This is a genomic window from Candidatus Villigracilis sp. (genome assembly GCF_057083605.1).
On record NZ_JBXMTI010000016.1, the window covers coordinates 32,399 to 58,956 of the forward strand.

General features: G+C 48.9%; 14 protein-coding genes. 3 read left to right on the forward strand and 11 right to left on the reverse strand.

Annotation, left to right across the window (positions count from 1 at the left end; all coding sequences use genetic code 11):
- Window positions 1-240: 240 nt before the first annotated feature.
- The 8 genes from AC14M5_RS03130 to AC14M5_RS03165 form a co-directional block, all read right to left on the reverse strand.
- Window positions 241-1,626, reverse strand: a complete 1,386-nt coding sequence (locus AC14M5_RS03130; RefSeq protein WP_484028171.1) for a family 4 glycosyl hydrolase — start codon at window positions 1,624-1,626, stop codon at window positions 241-243.
- A 159-nt stretch (window positions 1,627-1,785) separates the two neighbouring features.
- Window positions 1,786-2,616: an efflux RND transporter periplasmic adaptor subunit gene (locus AC14M5_RS03135; RefSeq protein ID WP_484028172.1), complete on the reverse strand. Its 831-nt coding sequence runs from the start codon at window positions 2,614-2,616 to the stop codon at window positions 1,786-1,788.
- Between the two features lie 22 nt (window positions 2,617-2,638).
- On the reverse strand, window positions 2,639-3,469 hold the full coding sequence (locus AC14M5_RS03140; RefSeq protein WP_484028173.1) for an efflux RND transporter periplasmic adaptor subunit: 831 nt from the start codon (window positions 3,467-3,469) through the stop codon (window positions 2,639-2,641).
- A 17-nt stretch (window positions 3,470-3,486) separates the two neighbouring features.
- Window positions 3,487-4,179 carry an ABC transporter ATP-binding protein gene (locus AC14M5_RS03145; RefSeq protein WP_484028174.1) on the reverse strand — a complete coding sequence of 231 codons (693 nt, stop codon included), beginning with the start codon at window positions 4,177-4,179 and terminating at the stop codon, window positions 3,487-3,489.
- Between the two features lie 66 nt (window positions 4,180-4,245).
- Window positions 4,246-5,466 carry an ABC transporter permease gene (locus tag AC14M5_RS03150; protein ID WP_484028175.1) on the reverse strand — a complete coding sequence of 407 codons (1,221 nt, stop codon included), beginning with the start codon at window positions 5,464-5,466 and terminating at the stop codon, window positions 4,246-4,248.
- A gap of 134 nt (window positions 5,467-5,600) precedes the next feature.
- Complete coding sequence (locus AC14M5_RS03155) at window positions 5,601-6,830, reverse strand: ABC transporter permease (protein WP_484028176.1); 1,230 nt, start codon at window positions 6,828-6,830, stop codon at window positions 5,601-5,603.
- A 14-nt stretch (window positions 6,831-6,844) separates the two neighbouring features.
- Complete coding sequence (locus AC14M5_RS03160; RefSeq protein ID WP_484028177.1) at window positions 6,845-7,507, reverse strand: TetR/AcrR family transcriptional regulator; 663 nt, start codon at window positions 7,505-7,507, stop codon at window positions 6,845-6,847.
- Between the two features lie 200 nt (window positions 7,508-7,707).
- Window positions 7,708-8,547: a hypothetical protein gene (locus AC14M5_RS03165; protein WP_484028178.1), complete on the reverse strand. Its 840-nt coding sequence runs from the start codon at window positions 8,545-8,547 to the stop codon at window positions 7,708-7,710.
- Window positions 8,548-8,748: 201 nt separating this feature from the next.
- On the opposite strand from AC14M5_RS03165, the gene AC14M5_RS03170 reads away from it, so the two are divergent.
- Window positions 8,749-11,934 carry an ExeM/NucH family extracellular endonuclease gene (locus AC14M5_RS03170; RefSeq protein WP_484028179.1) on the forward strand — a complete coding sequence of 1,062 codons (3,186 nt, stop codon included), beginning with the start codon at window positions 8,749-8,751 and terminating at the stop codon, window positions 11,932-11,934.
- Window positions 11,935-12,029: 95 nt separating this feature from the next.
- Window positions 12,030-13,565: a YifB family Mg chelatase-like AAA ATPase gene (locus tag AC14M5_RS03175; RefSeq protein WP_484028180.1), complete on the forward strand. Its 1,536-nt coding sequence runs from the start codon at window positions 12,030-12,032 to the stop codon at window positions 13,563-13,565.
- Window positions 13,566-13,703: 138 nt separating this feature from the next.
- Here the strand turns inward: AC14M5_RS03175 and AC14M5_RS03180 are convergent, their stop codons facing one another.
- Window positions 13,704-14,303 carry a class I SAM-dependent methyltransferase gene (locus tag AC14M5_RS03180; RefSeq protein ID WP_484028181.1) on the reverse strand — a complete coding sequence of 200 codons (600 nt, stop codon included), beginning with the start codon at window positions 14,301-14,303 and terminating at the stop codon, window positions 13,704-13,706.
- Window positions 14,304-14,426: 123 nt separating this feature from the next.
- Here AC14M5_RS03180 and AC14M5_RS03185 point away from each other — a divergent pair, with 123 nt between their 5' ends.
- Entirely contained in the window at window positions 14,427-15,677 is a 1,251-nt protein-coding gene (locus AC14M5_RS03185; protein WP_484028182.1) for a glycosyltransferase, read from the forward strand.
- Between the two features lie 165 nt (window positions 15,678-15,842).
- On the opposite strand, the gene AC14M5_RS03190 is transcribed toward AC14M5_RS03185, so the two are convergent.
- Entirely contained in the window at window positions 15,843-16,616 is a 774-nt protein-coding gene (locus AC14M5_RS03190) for a thioesterase II family protein (protein ID WP_484028183.1), read from the reverse strand.
- On the reverse strand, window positions 16,613-26,464 hold the full coding sequence (locus tag AC14M5_RS03195; RefSeq protein ID WP_484028184.1) for an amino acid adenylation domain-containing protein: 9,852 nt from the start codon (window positions 26,462-26,464) through the stop codon (window positions 16,613-16,615). The genes AC14M5_RS03190 and AC14M5_RS03195 overlap by 4 nt, the downstream gene beginning before the upstream one ends.
- Window positions 26,465-26,558 lie beyond the last annotated feature (94 nt).

The window sequence follows — 26,558 nt, forward strand, 5'->3', positions numbered from 1 at the left end:
ACATATAATAATGATCGAATTAATCATTATTATATGTTTATTGTATACAACTATTGATTTATGTAAAGGTTTTTGAGCATACATTTATCTTAAAATATTATAAGTAATAATTGCTATTTTTACATTCATCTTGATAAACTTTTTTAAGGTCATTAAGGTCTTTAACGTTTTTAAGAATCAAAGACGGGCATAGTGTCCGTCTTTAGCAAGTACGAGGTAAAGAATGTTGTTACACAAACTTTATTTATAAAACTGCGGTAAATGTTCTTTATATACTTTCAAATAATCATCAAGAATATTTCTTGCAATATCCATGTCATTGATAACAGGATCAAGCAATAAACATTGCAACGCTTTTTCATAATTCCCTTCAACAGCCGCATCCACACATAAATGTGCGGTTAGTAACTCTCGGCGACATAATTCTGCAATAGGTTCAGGTAATGAACCGACATGCACAGGATGTATCCCTGCCCCATTGACGTGGACTGGAGTCTCAACAGTTGCACCCAAAGGTAAGTTGGCAATCTGACCCACATTTGGGAGATTGGCAGCCAGATGATAATGATTGCCTGCAAACGCAATATTCTCGATCATCTCCAACGCGCCTTCCGAATCTGTTTCGAGCAGGCTTTCAATGGCTATATTGCCGTTTGCCATTTCATTTAATCTATCCAAACTGAAATCCCGCAGACCAGCCATCATCTCCCAATCGTACAGCCGAATATTAAATTTTTCCCAAGGTCTGGTGATTGGGTCGCTCATCCACGGGAGGTATTCGCAGAGATGGGTATCTCCGGGAACCGGGAACAGGCCGAAGTCATTAAAGATGCGGCGCGTGAGCGGTTCAAATTTTTCGTCCAGTTCGAAGAAGCGTTTCTTCAAAAGCGGATATAAATCCTCGCCTGTGAGTTTGTCGTGGACTGAAACGATCCATGAGAAATGATTGGTACCCGCAGCGCGAATATCAATCAATGGAACAATTTGATCCATAACCATATGTTGGAGCGGATGCTGCATTACATCGGCATGCATGCCTTCGAGCCCATCGGGCACTTGAATGCCAAGGTCTTGGGCAAGCGCAATACCCACCATGCAATAACCGATATAAATTTGATGACATAAACCGACCGCTTTTATTTTGCTGTGACGATTAACCAAATCACAGATGCGAACCATCGGATTGGTGAAATTGATAAACCATGCATCAGGGCAAGCCTGTTCCATGTCACGCACAATTTCGAGCACGGGTTTCACATTACGAGCGGCATGTGCAAAACCGCCGGGGCCGCCATTTTCTGCATAAGGTTGACGCACGCCATGCTTCAATGGGATTTCAAAATCAGATTTCCACAATTCCTCACGCGGGCCCACCTCAATGGCCGAGACAACGAAGTTTGCCCCTTCAAGCGCATCCTTGTGATGTGTGTGTGCTGTGATGGTGAATTTCGAATCCCATTCCTTGTTCAAGCGATTCGCGAGCCTGTGAACAATATCAAGGCTTTGGGGGTTACGATCCACAAGGCGAAGGGTGGAGCCTTGCAGTTTTTTTGAACGAAGCAATGCTGAAAGAGTGTTTTCTCCAAATGAAGCGCTGCCCGCGCCAATGACAGTGATGGTGGTCATGAAGTTCTCCTTTACGAGGAAAGTATACAGGTAAAAAGGTAGGCACGTAAACAGGTAAAAAAAGTAGACAGGTGAATGCGTATAAATACGCTTGTGCCTGTCTACCTGTATCCGCATATGACACAGACTTCCGAGTTCTTAAAGAACTCGGAAGTCTAGCTACTTCGTTTGTATTTGCACTTCCGCCGTCATTCCCCATAGAAGACCATCAGGCTGTTCATCCAATTCAATCGTGACGGGATAAACCACATCCCCACCCACGCTCTCAGCGATGGGAGAGATACGGGTCACTTTGCCTGTTACAGTCACATCCAGCGCTTCGATGTAAACTTCCACGCTCTGACCGATCTTCACATTGGCAATATCTCGTTCGCTCAAGTCGGTAGTCTGAATTTGCAGATGCAGCAGATCCGCGAGCACGAGAACTGTTTGATTTGCCTGCACGGTCTCCCCGGGGATGACTTGAACATCAACCACTGTCCCATCAAACGGTGCTAACAACGTTTCCTGCGCTAGGCTGGCAACAGCGGAATCCCATACTGCTTTAGACTGGTCTGCCTTCGACAAAGCCTTCAGATACACTTCTCTTGGAAGGCTGTACCAGCGAATGTTCCCGTTATTTGGATTAACATACTTGACCTTTTCGGCTTTTTGCAATTCCGCAGCAAGACTTTTCGAGTTGTAATCCTCTTTCGCCGCCACAACCGCGAATTCCAATTCAGGTGTATCAAGCACAACCAAAGTCTCACCTGCTTGAACTTTATCGCCTTCTTTGACTTTTACTTCCTTTACAAGCGCGGAGATAGTAAACCCCAATTCTGATACCTGCACAGGAATAACAGTTGCAGAAGCAACAGCAACATCAGAGGAAGAGACAATGGTCTCTTCAACAGACGCGGGAGAGGCGGGAGAAACTGCTATTGGAGTTGGGTTTCCACAGGCCGTCAGGATGATGGTCAATACAAGGATCGACCAGCCAAGTCGTTTCATTTATAACTCCTCATCATGCCTGTCAATTCTCAACAAGGATTTCAACATCCGCGCTCATGCCCCACAGCAGCCCTTGAGGCTGCTGGTCGAAATCAATGGTCACTTTATAAACCACGTCGCCGCCAAGCGTGGTTGAGGTGCGGGCAACGTCAACCACTTTGCCGGTAAACTCTTCATTCAACGCTTCGAGATACACATTCACGGTTTGACCAGTTTTGACCTGATTAATATCGCGTTCACTTAGATCTGTCGTTTCAATTCGATATTTAGACAGGTCGCCCAATACGACCACAACCTGGCCCGGCACAACTGTTTCAGCGGGAGAAATATCAACAGATACAACAGTACCAGCAAAGGGCGCGGTCAGATGCGATTGTGTGTTCAGAGTCGCATTGGCAGAATCAAGCAAGGCTTGCGCGCGGGCGACTTCATTTTCAGCTACTTCAATATGTTTCTGGCTGGGCGTGCAGCCCTCGCCGCGGCAACCTGTGACGCGTATCAAATACTTGAGTTCAATCTCTGCATAGGCCAGGTTGGCTTCGGCCTCCTTGACTTTTGCTTCCAGGATCGAGGTATCCAATTCAACAAGAACCTGCCCCGCCTCAACAACGTCTCCAGCTTCAACATTGACGGAAGTGACGCGGCCAACAGTGGTGAACGAAAGACTCGCCTCGGTCAACGGGACGACAACTGCGGCGGCTGTAATCGAATCTCCGCTGCTGGTTTGAGCGTTCGATGAGGTTTGATCGCTATCCAAGGAAACAGTTGGAATAGCCGCCGGTGTATTTGACTGTCCGCAGGCGGCTAACATAAGCGCCAGAATACTTAATCCTATCCATAAAACATTTTTCATTTATCTAACTCCAAACATTATTTTGAATGCGCTTTGTTATTTTGTTCGATCAGACCATCGTGTAATGTAATAACACGCTTGGCATATTTGATTACGCGCGGATCGTGCGTAGCAAACACGAAAGTGACACCTGTTTCTTTGTTGAGCCTTTCCATGATGTCCATAACTTGTTTGCCATTTTCGGTATCGAGGTTGGCCGTGGGTTCATCAGCCAGGATCAGTTTGGGATTGGTAGCAAGCGCTCGGGCAACAGCGACGCGTTGCTGCTGTCCGCCTGAGAGTTGATCGGGGCGGTGATGCGCGCGATCAGTGAGGCCGACTGCTTCCAGCATTTCATTGACGCGTTTCTTGCGATCCGCGGGTTTTGTTCCATTCAACAAGAGCGGCATTTCCACATTTTCGTATGCGGTCAATGTTGGGATGAGCGCAAAGAATTGAAATACGAATCCGATTGCATTCTTCCGCAGGTCTGCACGCTGATTACGATTCAGATTGGTGGCATCCTGCCCATTGATGGATACACTGCCAGTAGTGGGCTTGTCGAGCAACCCAATGAGCTGCAATAGTGTAGTCTTGCCCGAACCCGAAGGTCCGACAAGCGCGGTGAACTCACCATTTTCGATTGATAAATCGACGCCGCGCAAGGCTTTGGTTTCCACTTCGCCGATCTTGTAAACGCGCGTTGCATTGGTAACTTTTGTAACTTCCATTTTAGCCTCCTATTTTTGAAGCTCTAGCTGCCGTCCTCGGCGGCGAGACGCCGCCCAGAGCGAGAGTTAGTCTCCTAATCCATGTAATGCTTCGACAGGTTCCAAACGTGCGGCAAGCCGGGCGGGATACAGTGAAGCGACAAGGGTAACGATATATGTAGCGATGGCAAGGGTGATGGTATTGTCAAGAGTAAGGTGGGCATAAATGCGGTCTTCAAAAAGCACGCCGGTGATCCCATAATCGCCGATGTAAATTCCATAAACTGTGAAATAGGCAACCAGGGCACCGCCAATGATCAAGCCGCCGATCACACCACCTGTGGCAAGCAATGCGGCTTCAGCCAGGAATTGCGCCATGATGCCGCGGCCTTTCATGCCAATGGCGGCAAGGATGCCGATCTCGCGCGTCCGTTCAAATACTGCCATCACCAATGTATTTGTAACAACCGTGGCCGTAATACCAAGAACAATCAGATACAGAATGACAAAGAAGGAGTTGGCGTAATCTTCAAACTGGGTGATGAATACATTCTGCTCGCGCCAGGTCAGGACTTTGTAATTGTTTGATTGTATGGCCTGTGCAACAGCTTCAGCATCCTTATCATTCTGCAGCATCACAAAGATCGTACTGGCGTGATTTTCAGTTGCAGTAATGGCTTGTGCCTTGGCAAGCGGCATGAAGATCGTGCTTTCATCGTAGCCGGGCGTCCTTGTTGTGAATATGCCGCGGACCGTAAACAACTGCTCATTCACATCGCCATTGGAAGTGGTGACCAACAGGTTAACTTTCTCGCCAACTTCCAGACTTAATTTATCCGCAAGGATGTTTCCGACCAGGATGCCTTCGCGGTCATCAGCTTTGATAAATTCTCCAGCGATCATCCCATCACGAAAGGGCTGGTTCGCCGCTGAGTCAGGGTCAATGCCGAGGAGTTGCACACCTTTCGATTCATCGCTAAGGGTTAAGATAGCGCTTGCAACTAATCGAGGTGTTGCTACAACAACTTGCGGCAGCGATTTGATCTGTTGCGCCACCTGGTCAGGATCTGCAATCATGTCTTCCCATTTCAGGCTGATCTTGCCCTCTTCATAGGATATAGGTCTGATCTGGAGATGTCCGCTTTGAAGGCGGATGGTGTTTTGCAATGCGCCGGTCATCTCGCCTTCAAGTACTGAAACCATGAGAAGCAATAACGCCATGCCAACACCCACCGCTAATGCAGAAAGCAAAGAACGGGATTTGTTGCGTCCTAGGTTACGAAAAGCTAGTTTGAATGCTTGGTACATAAGGTTTACCTTTTACGTTCGCCCTGAGCGGAGGTCGAGTGCTTGTCGAGACTGTAGTCGAAGGGCGGGTTCGCCAATGAAAAATGCTTCGACTACGCTCGCTGAAAAGCGTTCGCTCCGCTCAACGCGATAGTTTAGACGTGATGCAAAGCTTCGGACGGCTCACGCCTCGATGCGATCATGGCTGGGATCAGCGCGGCCAGCGCGGCGATGACAAGCATGATCGCGGCACGGCTGAACAATTTACTTACACCCAAGGTGGGATAAACGCGCCCACTGATCAACGCCATGTAATCTGTGATGCCTCCGAACGAGCTATAGTCCATGCCCACTTGCATCAGGCTGAGGTTGATCGCCAGTCCCGTTGCCACACCTGCGAACACGCCCACCACACCGATCAAAGCGCCCTCAAGGATGAATGTTGTGGCGATCTCACCTGGCTTCAGCCCCATGGCGCCGAGCAGACCAATTTCACGCGTCCGTTCGTATATTGCCATCAAAAGCAGATTCAGAATCCCGATGCCAGCGATCATCACGATGATGATGCTGAAAATATCCATCACGATATTCTTTCGGCCAACTGCATTCCCAAGCTCAGGGTAGTTATTGGCCCATGACTCAACTTCATAATCAGGCAGAACGGATGAAAGCGCAGCAACTACTTTTGATTCTGTTCCAACCTTTTTCAGGGTGATCTGCACTTCCGTGGATTGACCCGAAAGGTTAAAAAGGCTTTGGGCCTCGGTCAACGAAATATAAAGCGTTCCCTTTTCCATGCTTGGAATGCCGATATCATAAATGCCGATGACGGTCATTGTGCGTTGGCGATTCTGTTTATGAATATCACTACCCACCATCGTAATTCGGTCGCCAACGCTTAGCGCCAGAGCATCTGCCAGTCCCTTGCCGATGAGGATCGAATCTTCATCAGTGGATTCGAGAAAGCGTCCATCAACGATGTGTTCCGCGATCAGGCTGACGGGTGCTTCTGCTTCGGGTTCGATGCCGATAATATTCAGCGAAAACGCTCCTTCACTATTGCTGACCAGCCCCCCTGTCTGGATGCGCCGTGCAGCAGCGACGACGTCAGGCTGGGCTAATGCCGCTTGCACCACAGCCGTGTCATCGGTCAAAGGAAGAAGCGGGTTGCTATCCACTTTTTCGCGATAACCCTCGGCATGAACCTGGACGTTGCCTCCGAGCACGCGCACAGCGTTTCCGGCAATAGCCTGGTTGAAGCCATCCATCAAACCATCATAGAACATCATCATGCCAAGGGACAGCGCCATGGCCAGCACGATGATGACCGTGCGACGGCGATGCCTCCAGATATTTCGCCATGCTAATTTTAAATAGAGTTGCATTTCTAAACTCCTTTCTAAGCACTTGCAGTAAATTCTGATTCTGTTTTACGCAAGCCATATTCCATTACATATAACAATTTATCGATCGTTTCCTGTGTCTTGCGTGCACGCATCCATTTCAATACATCTTTTTGTTTCATACCTTCGTTTAGCACGTAGGTAGTGATCGCATTGCTCCATGTTTCCATGACCATGACAGCGAGTTCCACATCCACACTTGGGTCCACTTCGCCGCGTTCGATGGCTTGCTGGATCATTGTCGTCAGTGCCTGTGTGGTCTTCTGGCGATATTCGGCAAGATTTTTTCCGTAATAGAATCCTTCGCCAAGCAATACGCGCCAGGCAGCTTGGATCATACGTGGGTTGGCAAGTCCGAATTCCATACCGGTTTTGACCATCCAGCGGAAATATTGGAAGGTATCCATGTTGTTACTTGGTGGATGCTTGTCCTTGAAAAATTCCATTTCCTTACGCTCGATCACGGAGAGCAAATACATGAAGACATCCTGTTTGTCTTCAAAATATTGATAGAAACTTCCCTTTGCAATACCGCTGTTTTTAACAATGCGATTTGTAGACGCGTTTTCCAAACCATATTGGGCAAATTCATCGACAGCAGCATCCATAATCGTTTCGCGTTTTTCTTCAGGCAGATTGAGGAAGGTTTGTTTGGGCATAAAAAATGTGACCTCCAAGTCACATGACCAGCAGGTCACATTATAGGCAGATTCGCCGTCCTGTCAAGATGTTTAACTTCACAATCGCCTCTCACCCCGCCGATCATTGATTCCGTTTCGACGGGCAATTTCTCCCTGTAACAATCATGCCACCCCTTCGGGATTTCACTCACTGCTCGTTACTTCTCACTCATTACTTTTTACTGCTCTCCCCTGACCAACAACTGCCATCCACTCACCTTCTCCAAAACCAACTTCACCAGTAACCCTGCCCGCCAAAAAGCGACTGCAGCCATCCCATGCGCAAGCACTGCAAATAAGGGTGGTGTTTCATTTGTATAGTAAATCCAGCATTCGCGGGTTGTCCCCCATAACTCAAGGTAATAACCCAAACCCGCACCCGCAATAAACGTCAGCAAGGCAAAACGATGATCTGTTGGCGTGAGAATAAGCAGGATACATAAAATTGTTGCCAACCATGTATAGGACTTGTCAAATGTTGGGGAAACAAAGACCAGCATCAAGATTAAGAAAGAAGCGAAGGTCAGCCAGTAGAGAGTCTTGAAAAAGGAGTCCGAAGCGGTGTCCTGAGCTTGTCGAAGGGTCTCCCGACTTCGGACCGACGACAGGAGTCGTCGGAATCCGTAATCCATAAACCTTGTAATTCGATCAATCGAAAGAGAAGCAATCGGCCAGGCGGGAATGATCCACAAAGGCGGGCGTTCTGCGGTGTAATAATGCCAAAGATTCGTTTGCGTGCCCCACGATTCAATTGCGAGTCCCCCACAGATACCAACGAAGACGATCAGCACATCCGTTTTAAGATTTGCGCGTGCCACAATGGTAATGGACATGAATAGGAAAACACCAAGCAACAGCCAATCCATGTACAGCCACCATGCACCGTTCCAATCTACATACGCAAGATATTCCTCCGCTAGCGGCCACCAGATATAAACGATAAGAAAAATAGTGACGAAGAATCCTCCCAGCAAAATGGATGAGTCGCGCGTCCAAAGAGGCTGCTTTTGATTTTCCATGCGGGGATTATAGCAGGCAAAACTACTTGCAATTTTGATAGGTCTATTCTAAAATAGATGTTGGGAACTTGAATAGCGATTGGATTGTGTGTGACATTGTTTTAGGAGGTGCCTCGCGCTCGTCAAAACCGAATTTCACGTCAATTTCAAACCTGTTGGCATCATTTTCCGATTCTAAATAGACCACTAGAGGAGAGTAGGATGAACAAATCGTTGTTCAAGATGTTTTCGATACTTACGATATTGGCTTTAATGATGGGGGGAATCCCATTGAAATTTGCACTTGCGGCAACACCGGCTGTCTTCATAAATGAAATCCAGGTCAGCACATCTGGAACAGACTGGGAGTTCGTTGAGCTTCAAGGCTCAGCAGGTACCGATCTGTCTGCGTTAACTCTGGTAGGCATCGAAAGCGATACGGGCACTCTTGCGGGCACAATTGATAAGGTCATTAGCCTGTCAGGGCAGAGCATTCCAACTGATGGCTTTTGGCTGGGTATCAGTCCTGCTGGCGCCAGCGCCTACGCTGTTACGGGTGATATTTCGATTGCAAATGATAGCTTCGAGAATAGTACGGCGACCTACTTACTGGTTTCTGGGTTTACAGGTACCGCAGGCAGCGATCTTGACACTAACAACGATGGTACGCTTGATACTACTCCCTGGGATACTATCCTGGATTCCATTAACATCCGTGATTCAGTAGCTGATTTTAGCTATGGTGCCCCCTCGATTGGGCCGGATGGAACATTTTTACCTTCGGGCGCCTACCGCTGTCCCGACGCGCCGCTGGGTTCCTTTACAAACATTCATAACTTCTCCACTCCTGATGGTACACCGGGTGTTACCAATGGGTGTGGTGGGCCTCCGCCAGGCCTCGAACTAGCGATCAACAATATCAGTTCCAACGAGGGCAATTCTGGAACAACATCGTTCGATTTCACAGTAAGCATCTCTGCTCCAGCCGGCCCGGGCGGCGTAACCTTCGATATTGCCACCGCCGATGACACAGCGACTGTTGCTGGCAACGACTACGCAGCCCATTCTCTGACAGGGCAAATAATCCCTGCTGGAAGCTCAACCTATGTATTCAGCGTTTTGGTCAATGGTGATACAAGCCTGGAATCCAATGAGACCTTCTTCGTGAATGTTACGAATGTGATCGGTGTGGCTGTATCCGACGGTCAGGGCGTAGGAACGATTGTCAACGATGAGGTCGCCTTTACTCTCATCCATGATATTCAGGGCAGCGGCAGCGCGGTGACGGGCCCCGGTCCGTTCACAGTCGAGGCGATTGTGGTGGGCGATTTTCAAACCCAGGGATCAGGTGAATTGCGCGGCTTCTTTATCCAGGAAGAAGATGCGGACATTGATGCTGATCCAGCCACCTCCGAGGGCATCTTCGTCTTCTGCAGCAGTTGTCCGACCCCGGTGAACGTGGGCGACAAGGTACAAGTCACTGGCGGCGCCAGCGAACAATTTGGGATGAGCCAGTTGAGCGCCACCTCAGCGGCCAATGTCACTGTCGTCAGCTCGGGCACCCCCCTGCCGACTCCGGCTGTGATCAACCTTCCTGCCTCTGGAAGCACTCGCGCGGCGGCCACTTTCGAAAACGTTGAAGGTATGCTGGTGACCTTTACTGACACACTTTATGTCAGTGAATACTTCGAACTCGCCCGCTACGGACAGCTTATCCTTACAGCGGATGCCCGGCCGTCGCAGTTTACAGATGCCAACGAGCCGAGTATTCCGGGTTATGCGGCATTCCTGGCTGACTTGAACAGCAGGCGCATTATTCTGGACGATGATAACAATATCCAGAATGATGCACTGGGCAGCACTCCTGCCGGGGATGAGCCATATTTCTGGCCGCGGCCCGGCTTGAGCAACAGCAACTTCGTACGCGGCGGCGATAGCATTTCTGGACTAACAGGCGTTCTGCATTGGTCCTTCGCCGGTCAAAGCGGCACGGATGCGTGGCGCGTACGCCCGGTCGAGCCTGCTTTCAGCTACAACTTCACCAGCAACAATGAACGCACCTCAACTCCTGAGGATGTGGGTGACTCTCTCAAAGCAGCCAGCTTCAACGTACTGAACTACTTCACCACGATCAATTCCCGCGGCGCCGACTCGACTGTTGAGCTTGACCGTCAGCGCGAAAAGACCGCGGCAGCGATCTGCGCGATGGACGCGGATGTTGTTGGTTTGATCGAGATCGAGAACAATGGCCCCACAGCAATCAGTGACCTGTTGGATGGACTGAACGGGATCAATGCCAACTGTGGTCCGTATGATTTCATCGACACCGGAGTGGTTGGCACCGATGAGATCACGGTGGCTTTTATATATAGACCATCAACCGTAAGCGCGGTGGGCGACTTTGCCATTCTCGATAGCAGTGTGGACCCACGCTTCAATGATGACCTCAATCGCCCGGCGTTAGCGCAAACGTTCCAGGACGATACGACTGGCGGCATCTTCACGGTAGTAGTTAACCACTTGAAGTCGAAAGGCTCTGCATGCACCAATTTTGGCGACCCGGATATCCTGGATGGACAGGGCAACTGCAACATTGCTCGCACAAATGCCGCGGCCGCCATGGTCGATTGGCTTGCCACGGATCCAACCGACAGTGGAGACGAAGATTTCCTGATCATGGGCGATTTGAATTCGTATCGCAATGAGCATCCGATCGATACCATTGAAGCAGGTGCAGATGACACGGCCAGTACAGCAGATGACTTCACTGATCTGCTCGATACTCTTGTCGGTCCATCGGCTTACTCGTATGTATTTGATGGGCAGCTCGGCTATTTGGATACCGGGTTGGTCAGCAGTGGCTTGTTGGAGGAAGTAACCGGCGTCACCGAGTGGCACATCAATGCCGACGAGATTCCCGTCTTTGACTATAATGACGAGATCGACGATGGCGCTAATGAGTCTTCGTTTGAGCGCGAATCGACCAGCCTGCCGATCTATGAGCCTAACCAGTATCGTTCCTCGGATCACGATCCAATCATCGTTGGATTGGACGTCTGTGATGAGATCGCTCCAACATTTGATGAGGTCTCAGTGACTCCAAGTGTTCTCTGGCCCGCCAACCACAAGTATGTGGATGTTACAGCAACAGTCCTGGTTAGTGACGACTTCGATCCCAGTCCGACCATTACGTTGGTCTCGGTAACATCCAATGAGCCAGACGATGGCGACGACGATGGAAACACTGTGAACGATATCGTCATAGTGGACGATTTCAACTTCAAGTTGCGTGCCGAACGCTCTGGCGTCGGTACAGGTCGTATCTATACCATCACTTATATGGTGACAGATGCCTGCGGCAACTCGGCTACACAATCGGTAATGGTCAGCGTTCCACTCAACCAGTAACTGAAATTTCATCTCAATACAGGAGGCCTGCTTTCCAGCAGGCCTCTTTCTTTTCTTCGATTGACTTTCCATGTAATATCATCTAAACTCCACCCATGTTATCCCGCGTATATTCCTGCGCCGTGGTGGGTCTTGAAGGCGTAATCGTCGAAGTAGAAGTAGATTACACCAATGGGCTGCCCGGCGTAACAATTGTCGGACTCCCAGACGCCGCCGTGCAAGAAAGTCGCGAGCGCGTGCAAACCGCTGTCAAGAACGCAGGTTTGCATTTCCCACGTCATCGTATCGTCGTCAATCTTGCGCCTGCCGTTGTCCGCAAGGAAGGCCCCGCTTATGACCTCCCTATCGCACTCGGCGTCATCATCCTCGCAGGCTATCTTCCACATGACGTCGTCGATGGCACCCTTGTCGTCGGTGAGCTTTCACTGGATGGAGTCGTCCGTCATACGCGCGGCATTTTACCAATGGCCGCAGCAGCCCGCAGTAATGGATACAAGCGGATGTTCGTCCCGGAAGTGGATGCGCCTGAAGCAGCCTTGATTCCAGACCTTGAAGTTATCCCGGTCAAATCGCTTGCGGATCTTCACGATCATTTATCTGGTCGGCGTCTCATTCAGCCTTATCAACCCTCAAGCGACTCGCTCGAACCACTCTTCACCCCCACAGATTTTTCAGAAGTGAAAGGGCAGGAACACGTCAAACGCGCATTAGAAGTGGCCGCAGCCGGTGGACATAATGTTCTTCTCGTGGGCAGCCCTGGAGCGGGAAAGACATTACTCGCGCGCGCCATGCCCGGCATTCTGCCAGAAATGAATATCGAAGAGTCGCTGGATGTCACACGCATCTACTCGGTAGCAGACCAACTCCCCACTGGAACGCCGTTGATTCGACATCGGCCCTTTCGTTCGCCACATCATACCATTTCACATGCTGGCCTGGTTGGAGGCGGAAACATCCCCAAGCCCGGTGAAATCTCCCTTGCCCATCGGGGCGTCTTATTCCTCGATGAATTTCCCGAATTTGGCACACGCGTCCTCGAAGTCATGCGCCAACCAATGGAAGACAAAGTCGTCACCATCAGCCGCGCAAAAGGTTCATTAACTTTTTCTGCGAACTTTCAATTAATCGCCGCCATGAATCCCTGCCCCTGCGGCTATCACGGTGATTCACTCAAACCCTGCACCTGCGCACCTGCCATGGTGACAAAATATCAAAAACGAATTTCAGGTCCATTGCTGGATCGCATTGACATTCACATTGAAGTCCCCAGGGTTGATTATGAAAAGTTGAGCAGTAACCGAGTTAGCGAAACATCCGAAGCCATTCGTCAACGGGTGCAAGCAGCCAGGAATATACAACATGCCCGATTCACGAATCCCGATTCCTCAAGTACCGATGTTATTTGCAATGCAGATATGCGCGTCGGGGAGGTAAGGCAATTTTGCCAGTTGCAGGCTGAAGGTCAGAGCTTGATGCGAGCCGCAATGACGCAACTTAATTTATCGGCGCGTGCCTATCACCGCATTTTGAAACTATCTCGCACAATTGCAGATTTGACTGGCAGCGAAGAGATCCAATCCGCGCATTTAGGGGAGGCATTGCAGTATCGGCCAAAGATCATGTTGGGATAGAATAAATACCGGGCATGGTGACTCAGCTAACGCATGGAATAGGATTCGAATTCCGCAGTTGGTGGACCGCGAGTAACCATCTCTCCTGTTCGTTTCCTCCCAATATAAAATTCGAGCACTCGGTTCTCAGAGTCACAACTACTTTTCAAGGAAATAAAGTGCGTGCCTCATTATGGCGGCAGAGGTTTTGTATTGCCGGTCTAATACTTTAAGACCTAGATGACCAAAGAGAGTCTGCCATTCTTTGTCACTTTTATTTGTATGCGGCTGGTCATAAAATTCCAAATTCATAAGGCTGTCCAGTGCTGCGGTTAGGAATTTATGTGTGGGAGAAGTAACGATATCCTCGAGTACGATAATTTTTCTCGATACCCTTTTGGCCTCCACCAATAATTCGGTCGGATCGTATGTATGATGTAGAACAAAAAGAATTAAAGAAGTGTCAAATTGATCATCTTTAAATGGCATTTTGTGCCCGTCATACAATGTGGGTGATACTGATTCGACAATGCTAAAGTCCTCAACATCCAATGGAATGACTTTTAGACCCTGTTTCATTAGGGTTTCAGTCACAGTGCAACTTGCTGGTCCAATATCCAGGATGAGCTCGCCATTCTTTAGATATGGTGAGATCATTTTTGCCAGGTCTTTGGCCCTGTCTCTTAATAGCTGATACACAAGATTCTTTGAAGCATGATATTTATACAAGACATCAAGTAATTTATTGGAACTTTTCATCGACCCTCGCAAAATTTTGGCTATTGTGGTTGCTTCTTTTTCACATCGGAGCATCAGGTTTGTGATGATTGGAGCAACGATTGCAGCACTTATAAAGTTGAGATTTATAGTATATTGTAAACGATGAGCATAACTGTTTTAGCGGTTGGTTCCCAGGGAGACGTTCAACCCTATCTTGCTTTGGCTCTCGGATTAAAGAACGAGGGATATGACGTCCGGTTTGCCGCAAACTCAAATTTCGCTGGCCTGGCGGCCAGCTACAACTTGAAGTTCTTTCCAATCCGATTCGACTCTTTCGAGTTTGTGCAAAACAGCAAGACACAATCCTGGCTTGATTCAGACTCAATTCCTAATCTTATTTTGAGCACAAATCGTGTTATCAGGCCCATGCTAAGCCAGATCATCATGGATGTTCTGGATGCCTGTCAGGGAAGTGATGCAATCGTCTATCATAGTTATGCCTTGCCATTCATCTACTATTTGGGCAAAGAACTCGACATTCCATGTATTCCTGCGAGCCTACATCCAATGCCCACGCGGTCATACCCAGCCATATTATCCAATATCAAGCGCAGCCCAAGCAAGGCATTAAATTTATTAACCCACCTGCTGGTTCATCAAATCTCATGGCAGGTCTTCCTGCCTGTTGTCCGTAAGTTCTGGGGGAGAAAAACAAGTATCCCGGTCATCGGCCCTTATAAAGAAATTCTGAAAGGACACCAGCCAATTCTATGCGGATACAGCTCCGCTGTGCTGCCAAAATCTGAGGAGCTTCCCGATCATGTGACCATTACCGGGTATTGGTTCCTTGATCCACATCCCGACTGGCAGCCGGAGCCTGCGCTAACTGAATTTTTAAAATCCACCCGACGCCCAATTTATATAGGTTTTGGAAGCATGGGAAACCCTGCTAAAAATCAAGACACAGCGAATATTATTCTGAAGGCTTTGGCAGAAACAGGTGAGCGAGCAGTCCTGTCTACTGGATGGAGTGGATTGGGAACAGACCAACCATTACCGGAGAATATCTTTCTAATTAAGAATACGCCTCACAGATGGCTACTTCCTCAAATGGCTGCAATTGTGCATCATGGCGGAGCAGGGACAACTGGAGCAGCATTAAGTGCTGGGGCTCCTAATATAGTTATCCCACATTTTGGTGACCAATACTATTGGGGAAGACGTATTGCTGAACTCGGCGTAGGCCCTGAACCCATTGCGCGGAAAAAGCTTTCAACTGAACGGTTGGCCCAGGCTATTTCCACGGCCCTTCACGATTCGACGATGCGCGAGCGGGCGATTAGTCTGGGTGAAAAAATCAGTGCTGAAGATGGCGTTGGCAAGGCTGTTGAAGTAATCCGCAAATACATTTAATTATGCCCCGCGCTTCGACACTTCGACAGGTTGAGTGCATCGCCGCGAGCGGAAACGATCACCCGCTGACAGGGTAGCCGCGATCAATTTAATGGAATCAGATGTCAGATTAAGAGAGACGCGTCAGACATCGACTTGATCAATTTCCAGATCGAGCAAATCCAGTTATCTGTTTGCATACGATGATGATATCTCAGCGGTCATTGATGCTATTACTGAGTCACGTGCGGTATTGATAAAGAAATGGTCGCCTGAAAAATATTTCGATTTGAAACTGGCAGATGTATAGAGAGCCCAGCCTTCCAATCGCTCGCGGGTGACACGAGGATCATCGTCTCCTCCGAAAGCTATGATGGGACAGGGCAGCCGATGTTCACTGAAAATATGTTGATACTTTTCGATGGCTTCAAAATCAGCGCGCAATGCCGGGAGGAGTAACTCCATCAACTCTGAATGGTTCAGCACTTCAGCGGGACTGCCGTTGAGTTCCTGTATCGATTTTATGAATTCAGAGTCAGGTAGTGTATGAATAGGCGGGTTTGGATTGAGAATATGTGGCGCGCCGCAAGCCGAGACGAAAAGAATATGCGGCTGAGGAAGATTTTGCTCATATAGTTTTCGAGCAAGCTCAAAAGCAATCGTGCCCCCCAAACTATGACCAAAGAAAATAAACGGCTTGTCTAATAAAGGCTGGATCGTATGATTGATCTTTTCAACCAAAACAGAAAGCTCTTTGATCGGGGGTTCGTTAAAGCGCGAACCCCTGCCTGGGTAATAAGCGATCCAGATTTCTATATTACTGGGAAATTCAAGATGCCATTTATTAAACGCTGTCGGAGCGCCGCCCGCATATGGAAAGATGAACAGGCGGCTATCTGCTTTTGAATTGGGCCGTGGGCAAACGAACCAACGATCTGTATTTGGCGGAGTCTGGTTCACGTGGCTTTGATCTCGGGTTTCTCAAGGAAACCGTGCGGAGTGAAATATTCCAAATACGTAGTGAACAATTGGTTATTGACCGGATGACAAACGATGTCGCTGCCATTCAACCCGCCGAGTGTGTTGCTAAGATCAAACTCTGGCATGAACACCTGCTTCTCTTCCACTTCTTCAATGAGAGGCAAGTAGGATTCCCATCCATCAGACGGCATATAAATAGACTGCCTGAAGAGTTCCGCGCGCCATTCATCGAAAGAAACTTTACGGGCGTTGAACCCCTGATCTATCATCCAATCGGCCAGTTTGCTAAAATGAAGAGGTTTGGGGTTATCAAGGTGATAGACCTTTCCTAAATTCATTGCCGCTTTGGAAAGATGCACAATCGCAGCGCTAACAAAATCCACTGGCACAATATTAATCATAACATCCAAAGTGGGAACGCTTCCTAAAAGTAGACAGGCGCGAGTCATGCTGGAAATCAGGTTGTCTGTATTCCACGCGCCTGAGAGGCTATCTCCAGAAACCAAACCCGGGCGATAAATCGCATAAGGTATGCCTCGCTCGCCAGCTTGCGTGACCAACTTCTCCGCCACCCATTTGCTCTGGGCATAGCCTCCAAACGGCGCTCCGACTTGATCCAAATTTGCATCTTCGTGGATGACGCGACCATCATTGACGCCACCCGAATACAAAATGGATAAAGTAGAAACGAAATGAACTGGCTTTAGTCTTATCTGACTCGCAAGCCGCAGAATTTCCTGCATGCCCAGCACGTTGGACGCCTTATGCGCCTTATATGGATAAACAAAGTTAACCATCGCGCCGTTGTGGTAGATCACATCTATTTGATGGGCCAGCGCCTCAAACGCCTCAACGCCCAGACCCAATTGCAGTGCACCCAAATCACCTAATATCGGTTTGATGCGATCACTAAAGGAATCATCCCATAATGAATAGGAATTAAGATTGCGCTTCAATCTCAATATGCCTTGTTCCAAATCCTCTGCACGCAAAAGACAATGAATTTCGGCTGATGTATGTTTTAGCAGATCACGAAGCAGGAATGCACCAACGAAGCCTGTTGCCCCGGTGAGCAAAATATGTTTCGGTTCTTCAATATGTTGATATACAAGTCCGCCCGCAGTAATGCCTGGGTCAAGCTGCGCCTCTGCATTTAACTCTTCCAAACTTAATTGGCCGCTCTGAATAAAATTACCGCGGCTTGCATAAACCACTTCACCTTCCCCTTTTATCGCCACGTCAATGATTCTTGCAAGGTTGGCAACCGTCGGCTGTTCGAATAGTGCCCGCAGTGGAAATTGCGCCGCTTCGAGCCCATACTTTTCACGCAACAGAAAAACCAAACGCGTTCCCAACAATGAATGGCCGCCCAGATCAAAAAAGTTATCATGCACGCCAACGCCAGAATGTCCATTCAAGCTTTCCAATCCCAATACCTGCGCGCAAATTTCGGCCAGTTCTTTTTCCAATTGTGTACGCGGGGCAACGTAAGGTGCTCGCAAATCAGGACGCGCCTGTGATGGTTGTGGCAATGCTTTACGATCTACTTTTCCGTTGGGGGTTAATGGCAAGGATTCCAAATTAACGAAGATGGATGGGATCATATACTCAGGAAGCTTAACGCGAAGGAACACTCGCAACTGACTGGCATCCGCTTCTTTCTCAGCCGAGGCTGGTACTACATAAGCCACCAGACTCGCATCTGACGACCTTTCCTTCCATGCCACAACCACAGCTTGTCCCACAGATGGATGCCCTGCCAACGCAGTTTCCACTTCCCCTGTTTCGATGCGGAAACCGCGCACCTTCACTTGTTGGTCACTGCGACCAAAGAATTCAATATTGCCATCGGGGAGATAGCGGGCAATATCGCCAGTTTTGTAGATAATTGGTAGATCACGATTCTGGACTCTATCAGCTTGTTGATGGGAATTTTGGGCAGCACCCACAGGGTAAATAAGCTGCCCGACTCCAGAGTTTTTTTGTGAAATATTGATAGCAGAAGAAATATCAAACGGATTCGGAATGAATCGTTCCGCAGTCAACTCTGGACGATTGAGATAACCACGACTAACTCCATCCCCGCCTATGTAAAGATCACCGATCACATTTATAGGAACAGGCTGCAGATTGGAATCCAAAATATAAATCTGTGTGTTTGCGATAGGCTTGCCAATTGGAACAGTATTGGAAATGCCTTGATAATCATTTGACGTGACCTGATAAATCGTAGACCAAATTGTTGTCTCGGTTGGGCCGTAGAGATTCCACAACTGCGCTCCGCGTTCCAGCAATCGCTCTGCCAAATCGTTGGTGAGCGCTTCGCCGCCGCACAGAATCTTGAGATCAGCTTTTCCCTTCCAGCCCGCCTCAAGCAATGACCTCCAACTCGCTGGCGTGGCCTGCATGAATGTTACATCCGAATGGGTTAACGCATCTGCCAGTAATGCACCATCCGCAGAGACTTCTGAACTGGCAATGACAACACGCGCTCCTACAGTAAGCGGCAACAATAATTCCAAAACTGCGATGTCAAATGAAAGAGTGGTGACTGCGAGAAGCGTATCCTCTGCATTGATTCTCAAACTCTCACGCATCGAACACAAAAAGTTGACCACCGCCCGATGATGGATCTGAACGCCTTTAGGTTTGCCAGTAGACCCAGAAGTGTAGATGATATAGGCAAGATCATCAGGGCTAGAAGCATTGGTTTTCTTTTTTCTTTTTGTTGAAGGCAATTTTTCCAGTGCATCCAAACAAATGATCTGAGCTTTATTCTCTGGCATGTCAGTCAAGAGGTTTGTTTGTGTGAGAATAAACGCAGCTCCAGAATCAGAGAGCATGAGCGCAAGCCGCTCTGATGGAAAGGATGGGTCCAAGGGCAGGTACGCTCCGCCTGCTTTAAGAACGCCCAATTGTCCAATCAACATATCGAGTGAGCGGTTTACAAAAAGTCCCACCAGTGCCCCTGGTTTTACTCCCTGGGCGATCAAGATTTTTGCAAGTTCATCAGCGCGCTTGTCCAGTTCTTTATAGGTCAGGCTCTTATCTTCAAATTGGACAGCGACTGCATTGGGTGTGCGCTTCACCTGTTCCTGGATCAAATCATGGATGCAAAGATCGCGTGGATATTCAGTATGTGTTTCATTCCAAGCCATCAGAATTTGTTGACGTTCCGAATCATCAAGCAAAGCATATGTCGAAACTGGCTTCATCGGGTCAGCAACAATGCTTTGCAACAGGGAATGAAAATGACTCAACATCTGCTGGATGGTTTCGGCATCAAATAGATCCATGTTGTATTGAAGAGCCGCTCCAAGACCATCCTGAGTTTCGGCCATCATCATGGTCAGGTCAAATTGCGCGGGCTCACTTCTTAAAGCGATGGATTCAAAAGTCAGGCCATTCATCTCCATGCGCGCCCCGTCGATTCCCAACGCAAACGGACTAAGAGCCTGCATCTCCATCCCCTGGGCTTTTTGCAAAATGAACATGGTTTCAAAAAGCGGAGGGCGGCTCGAATCACGCTGCAAGCCCAATCGTTTCGCGAGTAGGGCGGGGGGATAATCCTGATGTTCAAACGCGCCAAGCGTTATCTGACGGACGCGCTGAAGGACTTGATTGAACGTGGGATTATTGGAAAAATCCGCGCGTAGGGCAATAGGATTTATAAAGTAGCCGATCAGATTTGCCAATTCCGAGTGACTTCGCCCGGCAGTGACAGAACCAACAATGAATTCATCCTGATTCGAATAGCGATGCAATAAAGTTTGAAAGGCGGCCAACAGCGTCATGAACAAAGTAGCACCTTGTTCCTGAGAGAGAACTTTCAATTGGCTGGAAAGTTCAGCATCCATGACCAAATGCTGCGAGTCGCCGCGATAAGTTTGCAACGGCGTACGTGAACGGTCAGTGGGAAGATTTAGAGCAGGAAGCTCATTACCAAGTTGATCGCGCCAATATTCCCAACGCTTTTCACCTTGCGGGCCAGCCAGCAAATCTGTCTGCCAGCGAACATAATCCGAGTAATGCGCTTGGAGCGGAGGTAAAGAAACCTCATTGCCAGTTGTATTTGCTTCATATAATGCAAGCAACTCCTGGGTCAACACAGCCATCGACCAGAAGTCTGTGACGATATGATCCATGGAAAGGAGAAGGAAGTATTCCCGTGTCAATGATTGCTCATGACCGTTATCACGGTTGGGTTGACCTTTGCTCTTTTTGAACAATAGCGCCCGCAATAATGGCCCGTTCTCCAAATCAAATGAACGATGGGCTTCGGTGACAAGTTGGTTGTGTAGTTCTGCGTCACTCCACTGCGAAGCATCTTCAACATGGAAAATCCCATCCATCAATGAGTGAATCCGCTGAACAGGCTCGCCTGTCACTACATTAAAAGTACTTCGTAATGATTCGTGACGTGCCACTAATTGCTGGAAGGCGCGTTCAAGGGCTGGGATATCTAACTCACTGGTGATGCGAACCGCACCTGCCACATTGAATGAAATCTCTTCAGGCAAAAGTTGATGGAGAAACCAAAGCGCTTGTTGCCCATAAGAAAGCGGACTCTCGTTTGAGGATTCTTGTGCGATGATGAAGGGCGTTTCATTCGAAGCCTCAAGCGAATCCAGATTCTCAAGCGCTTCTGTGGCGAGACTTGAAATCGTTGGCCCTTGAAGCAGGCTGGCAATTGAAAGATTGATTCCCAATTTAGATTCGAGTGAGTTCTTGAGTTCGATAGCCATCAACGAATCGAGGCCGACTGTATCAAGTGGTTGATTAAGATCCAAACGAGTGGCGCCCATTCCCAGAACGCGGGCGGCTTGTCTCTGGATGAAATCTTCCAAAGTATGCTGGCGCTGCGCTGGCTCTGTCTTTAACAAAGAAGCGCGATCCAAGTCGGTAACAGATAATTGTTTTGCCTTTGGTTCTTTGTGATATCCATTGTCGCTGTCTCTGCCGTTATTGTTTTCAAGCTGGGCGAGAGATATCGATTCGGGGCTTGCAGTCATCTGCACAATAGGCAAATGGCTTTCATTAGGTAGATTCTTTTTTGCTATTGCTTCAAACCAATAGCGCTGACGTTCAAATGGATAATTGGGCAGGGAAACTTTTTGGCGCGTGTATCCTTGATCGAAGCCAGCCCAGTTTACATCCGCGCCCTGGACATAGAGTTTGCCGAGGCTGTCCAAAATGATTTGCCAGTCATCCTGTCCTTGACGTAAGGAGGGGAGCCATGCGACCTTTGATTCTGGAAGGCAGCGTTTGCCCATGCTTAGTAATGTGGGGCTGGGGCCTATTTCAATGAAGGAGTCGATTCCCAAAGCGGCGAGCGACTGCATCCCTGCCGAGAATTTCACCTCCGCGCGGATATGCTTCCGCCAGTAATCTGCTTCAGGGATGTGATCAGGCTCCAGAATACCGCCGAACAGGTTCGAGCTTAGAGGGATGCGAGGGGCGTTGAAATGAATCCGTTGCGCGGTTGATTCAAAGTCATCCAGAATCGAATCCATGAGCGGCGAATGGAATGCATGGGAGACCGTGAGCGGCTTGTATGAAATTCCAAGTTTGGTGAGGGCATCTAATACAGTTTGCACAGCGGATGTTTCGCCAGAGATAACGGTGTTATCAGGGCCATTCACCGCCGCAATGGATACTTGATCTTGATAAGGCTTCAACATATCTGCCACACGCGATGCATCCGCGAATACAGCGGCCATCATTCCGTTGTGAGGCAGGCTTCCCATCAGGCGTGCGCGTTCGGTAATTAATCGCAGGCCATCTTCCAAAGTGAAAACACCGGCAACACATGCGGCAACATATTCGCCGACACTGTGACCAAGAACCGCATGAGGCATGACGCCCCAGGATTGCCACATTTGCGCAAGGGCATATTCAAAGGCGAAGAGCGCGGGTTGTGTGTACGTGGTCTGATGAATGTTTTCGTTTTTATCGGCGAAGAGAATCTCCAATAGCGGACGATCCAAAATGTTTTTTAGAATCTCAGCACATTGATCCAGTGCGGCACGGAAGACAGGTTGTGTTTCATAAAGCTGTTGCCCCATTCCTGAATATTGCGAGCCTTGCCCTGTAAACAAGAAGGCTATTTTTGGTTGTGCGTTTAACCTCGCATGACCCGTTGATATGGCGAGGATATTCGTGTTGGAAATAAAAGCATCCAATCCATCTTTCAGTTCTGCGGTTGTTCCTGCTTGAATAGTTAATCGCTGCTCAAAGTGCGAACGTTTTGTGTTGGAAGTAAAAGCATAATCGCTTATGGGTTGTTGCAGTGATTCCATTTGAAACTTTGTTTGTTGAGCCAATTCAAGCAATGAAGAATCTGTCTTAGCCGATAAAGCAAGAATGTGACGAGGGCGTTCCATGTTTTCTGACGGCGCTGCTGAAACAAGCAATGGCGCATCAGAGAGAATAATATGTGCGTTCGTGCCGCCGAAGCCGAAGGAACTCACGCCTGCAAAGCGTAGTTGGTCGCGGCGTTTCCATGGACGCAGATAGGTTCCAATTTCCAGCCGCGAGTCTTCTAATGAAAGATATGGATTTACTTCTTTTAGATGAAGGTGAGGTGGAATAGCTTCGTGTTGCATGGCGAGCACCGATTTGATCAACCCTGCAATTCCTGCCGCAGACTCAAGATGCCCAATATTTGTTTTTACCGAACCCACCAACACCTTGCCTGTTGTTTGCCCATCATCAAGTACCGCGCGCAAAGATGACATTTCAATCGGGTCGCCGAGCGGCGTGCCCGTCCCATGCGCTTCCACATAACTGATCTGATGCGGGGCAACATCGGCATTTGCAAGAGCCTGCCGAATGACATCTTGTTGAGCCAATCCATTGGGAGCGGTCAGTCCATTACTACGTCCATCTTGATTCACAGCCGAGCCACGGATCAATGCAAGGATATTATCCCCGTCACGCATTGCATCCGATAATCGTTTTAGAATAATCACACCGCAGCCTTCGCCGCGCACATATCCATCTGCGCTGGCGTCGAATGTTTTACAGCGACCATCGGGAGACAACATCCGCGCCTGTGAAAAGGTGATGGTCAACTCGGGAGTGAGGATTAAGTTCACGCCTCCGACTACACCCAAATCTGATTCACCATTCTGAAGGCTTTGACAAGCAAGGTGCGCTGCCACCAATGAAGATGAGCAAGCCGTATCCACCGCCATGCTGGGGCCGCGCAAATCGAGGAAATAGGACAGGCGATTCGCGGCAATGCTGTGCGCATTACCAGTTCCCGCATATGCGTCAATTCTTTCGGTATCATCAAACTGTAAGCGCGAATAGTCATTACTGCTAATTCCAACGAAGACACCCGTGCGGCTGCCCGCTAAAGATGAAGGGTTGATAAAAGCATTTTCGAGCGCCTCCCAACTCACCTCAAGAAGGAGGCGTTGTTGAGGATCCATGCGAGCCGCTTCACGTGGGGAAATCCCAAAGAAGTGAGGGTCAAATAAATCGACATCCTTGAGAAAGCCACCCCAACGAGATGCGACTTTTCCCGGCGTGGCAAAATCGGATGAATAAAAGGCATCCACATTCCAGCGATCAGCTGGGACTTCGCTAATGGCATCCACTCCGTTTCGCAGCAATTCCCAAAAGGCTTGAGGGCTTGCGGCATTCGGGAAGCGACAACTCAACCCGATAATGGCTATGGGTTCTCTTGTGAATTTTGAAGATGGTTGGATTAAAACGGGCGATGAAATAGATTTGGTTGGTTGTGAATCATTCGCCAGATAATTCGCCAGTAATTCAATAGTTGGATAATCCCATGCGAGGGTGGGTGCGAGCCTGCGGTTTAGAAAATCTTCAAGTTCACCAGTCAGGCTCACAGCTTGAACAGAACCCATTCCGTAATAAGTAAATGGCTGGCGCGGATCAATGGATGCCGCATCCAACTCCAGCATGGATGCGATGCGAGTGATAAGCCAGGCTTGAATGACATCTGCCCTCACCCCTGACCCCTCTCCCGAAGGGCGAGAGGAACGACTCCCTTCCCCCTTCGGGGGAAGGGCTGGGGAAAGTGCCCCAACGGGGTATGAGGGTTTCTTTGCCCGCCACTCACCCACAACTTCCAACTCCCCATTTAGAAAGTCTGCTTTACATGCGCGGCGCTGGATTTTTCCACTGGAGGTCTTGGGAATGCTCATCGGCTTGACTAAAACGATGGCGAAGACTTGCAGATCATGTTTATCTGCCACGGCCTGACGAATGGCCGCAGCAACTTCATTAATATCAGGCTGTCGGTTTTGGCGTGTGACCTCGTGAACGATGACAAGCTGCTCTTTACCACCATCTGTGATGGAGAAGGCAGCACCACCTGAGGATTGCAAGGCGAGGTGACTCGACTCTACGGTTAATTCAATATCCTGCGGATAGTGGTTGCTTCCATGAATAATGATCAAGTCTTTCAAGCGACCCGTGACAAATAGCTCGCCCTCATGCAGGAAGCCAAGATCACCGGTTCGCATAAAGGGGCCTTCGCCAGTGTCTGATACATAAGCCTGAAAAGTTTTGCGAGTTTCATCTTCCAAGCCCCAATATCCCTGTGCAACACTAGGGCCCGCAACCCAAATTTCGCCAACCTGATTTGAATCACATTGCTGTAATGTGGTTGGGTTAACAATCAATATCGTCTGGTTAATCACTGGTGCGCCACAATTAACCATGGTCAATGCATCTGCATCATTTGCAGGTGCGGGAACCACGCGGTCACTTTCCAAAGATTTTCGATCCACGCTGAAAGTGCGCGGCTCAGATGGCCCATCTGCCCCGGATACTATCAATGTACTTTCTGCCATGCCAAAGCAAGGGTAGAGAGCAGCCTTTCGAAAGCCGCACCCGGCAAAGGCACGTGCGAAGCGTTCCAAAGTCTCAGGTCGAATCGGTTCGGCTCCGCAAAATGCCAAAGTCCAGGAACTTAAGTCCAGCTTTTCCATCTGATCGGGTGTGACCTTATCGACACACAGATCGTAAGCAAAGTTAGGTGCGCCGCAGGTGTTGCCGCGATAGCGCGTGATGGCTTCCAACCAGCGCACAGGCCGTTGCAGGAAAGATGGCGGCGACATCAAAGTAGTAGCCCCGCCCAGGTACATAGGTTCCAGGATGCCGCCCACCAGCCCCATATCGTGATAACTTGGAAGCCAGAAAACGCCCATCACCGTTGAGTCAATATGGAAACCACGGCTGATGGCTTCCAGGTTGTGCATCAAGTTGCCATGGCTGAGCATCACTCCTTTTGGCTGACTGGTAGAACCCGACGTATATTGGAGGAAAGCCAGTGTGTCGGGCGATACATTGGGATCGCGCCAATCCGCTTCCAACCCCGCCGGTACCTGCTCGGTGTTCAACCAATGCAGCGCTTTCAAATCTGGAGCATGTTCGAATCGCTTTTCGATGTTAGTGAGGATCGCGGTGGTTGTCAGCGCAAAGTTTGCACGCGAATCGTCAACAATAGACTGGATGCGCGGAACCGGGCGATTAAGACGTGGAGGATAAGCGGGTACGGCGGTCACGCCGGCATACAAACAGCCCATGAAGGCTGCTATATAATCCAGGCCAGGCGGATATAAGAGAAGCGCACGCTCACCTTTCGCGCCAAAACTTTCCAACCATGCACCGATAGCGCGCGCACGGCGATCCAGTTCTGCATAGTTAATCGTGATGTTTTCGGATTCATCCTCCGGCAGAAACCTGAAAGCCAGTTTATCGGGATGCTGCTCAGATCTCCATCGTAAGAGAGAAACGAGCGTGCTTGTTTTATAGGATGTATTTGGGGGGAGCTGAGAGTATTGCTTCATAAGAGTCTTCACCTAGCGAGTCTTCACCTAGTAAAGCAAATTTTTTCAATTTATAACACAAAGTTAAGAGTACCACGATTATTCTGGGAGGCCA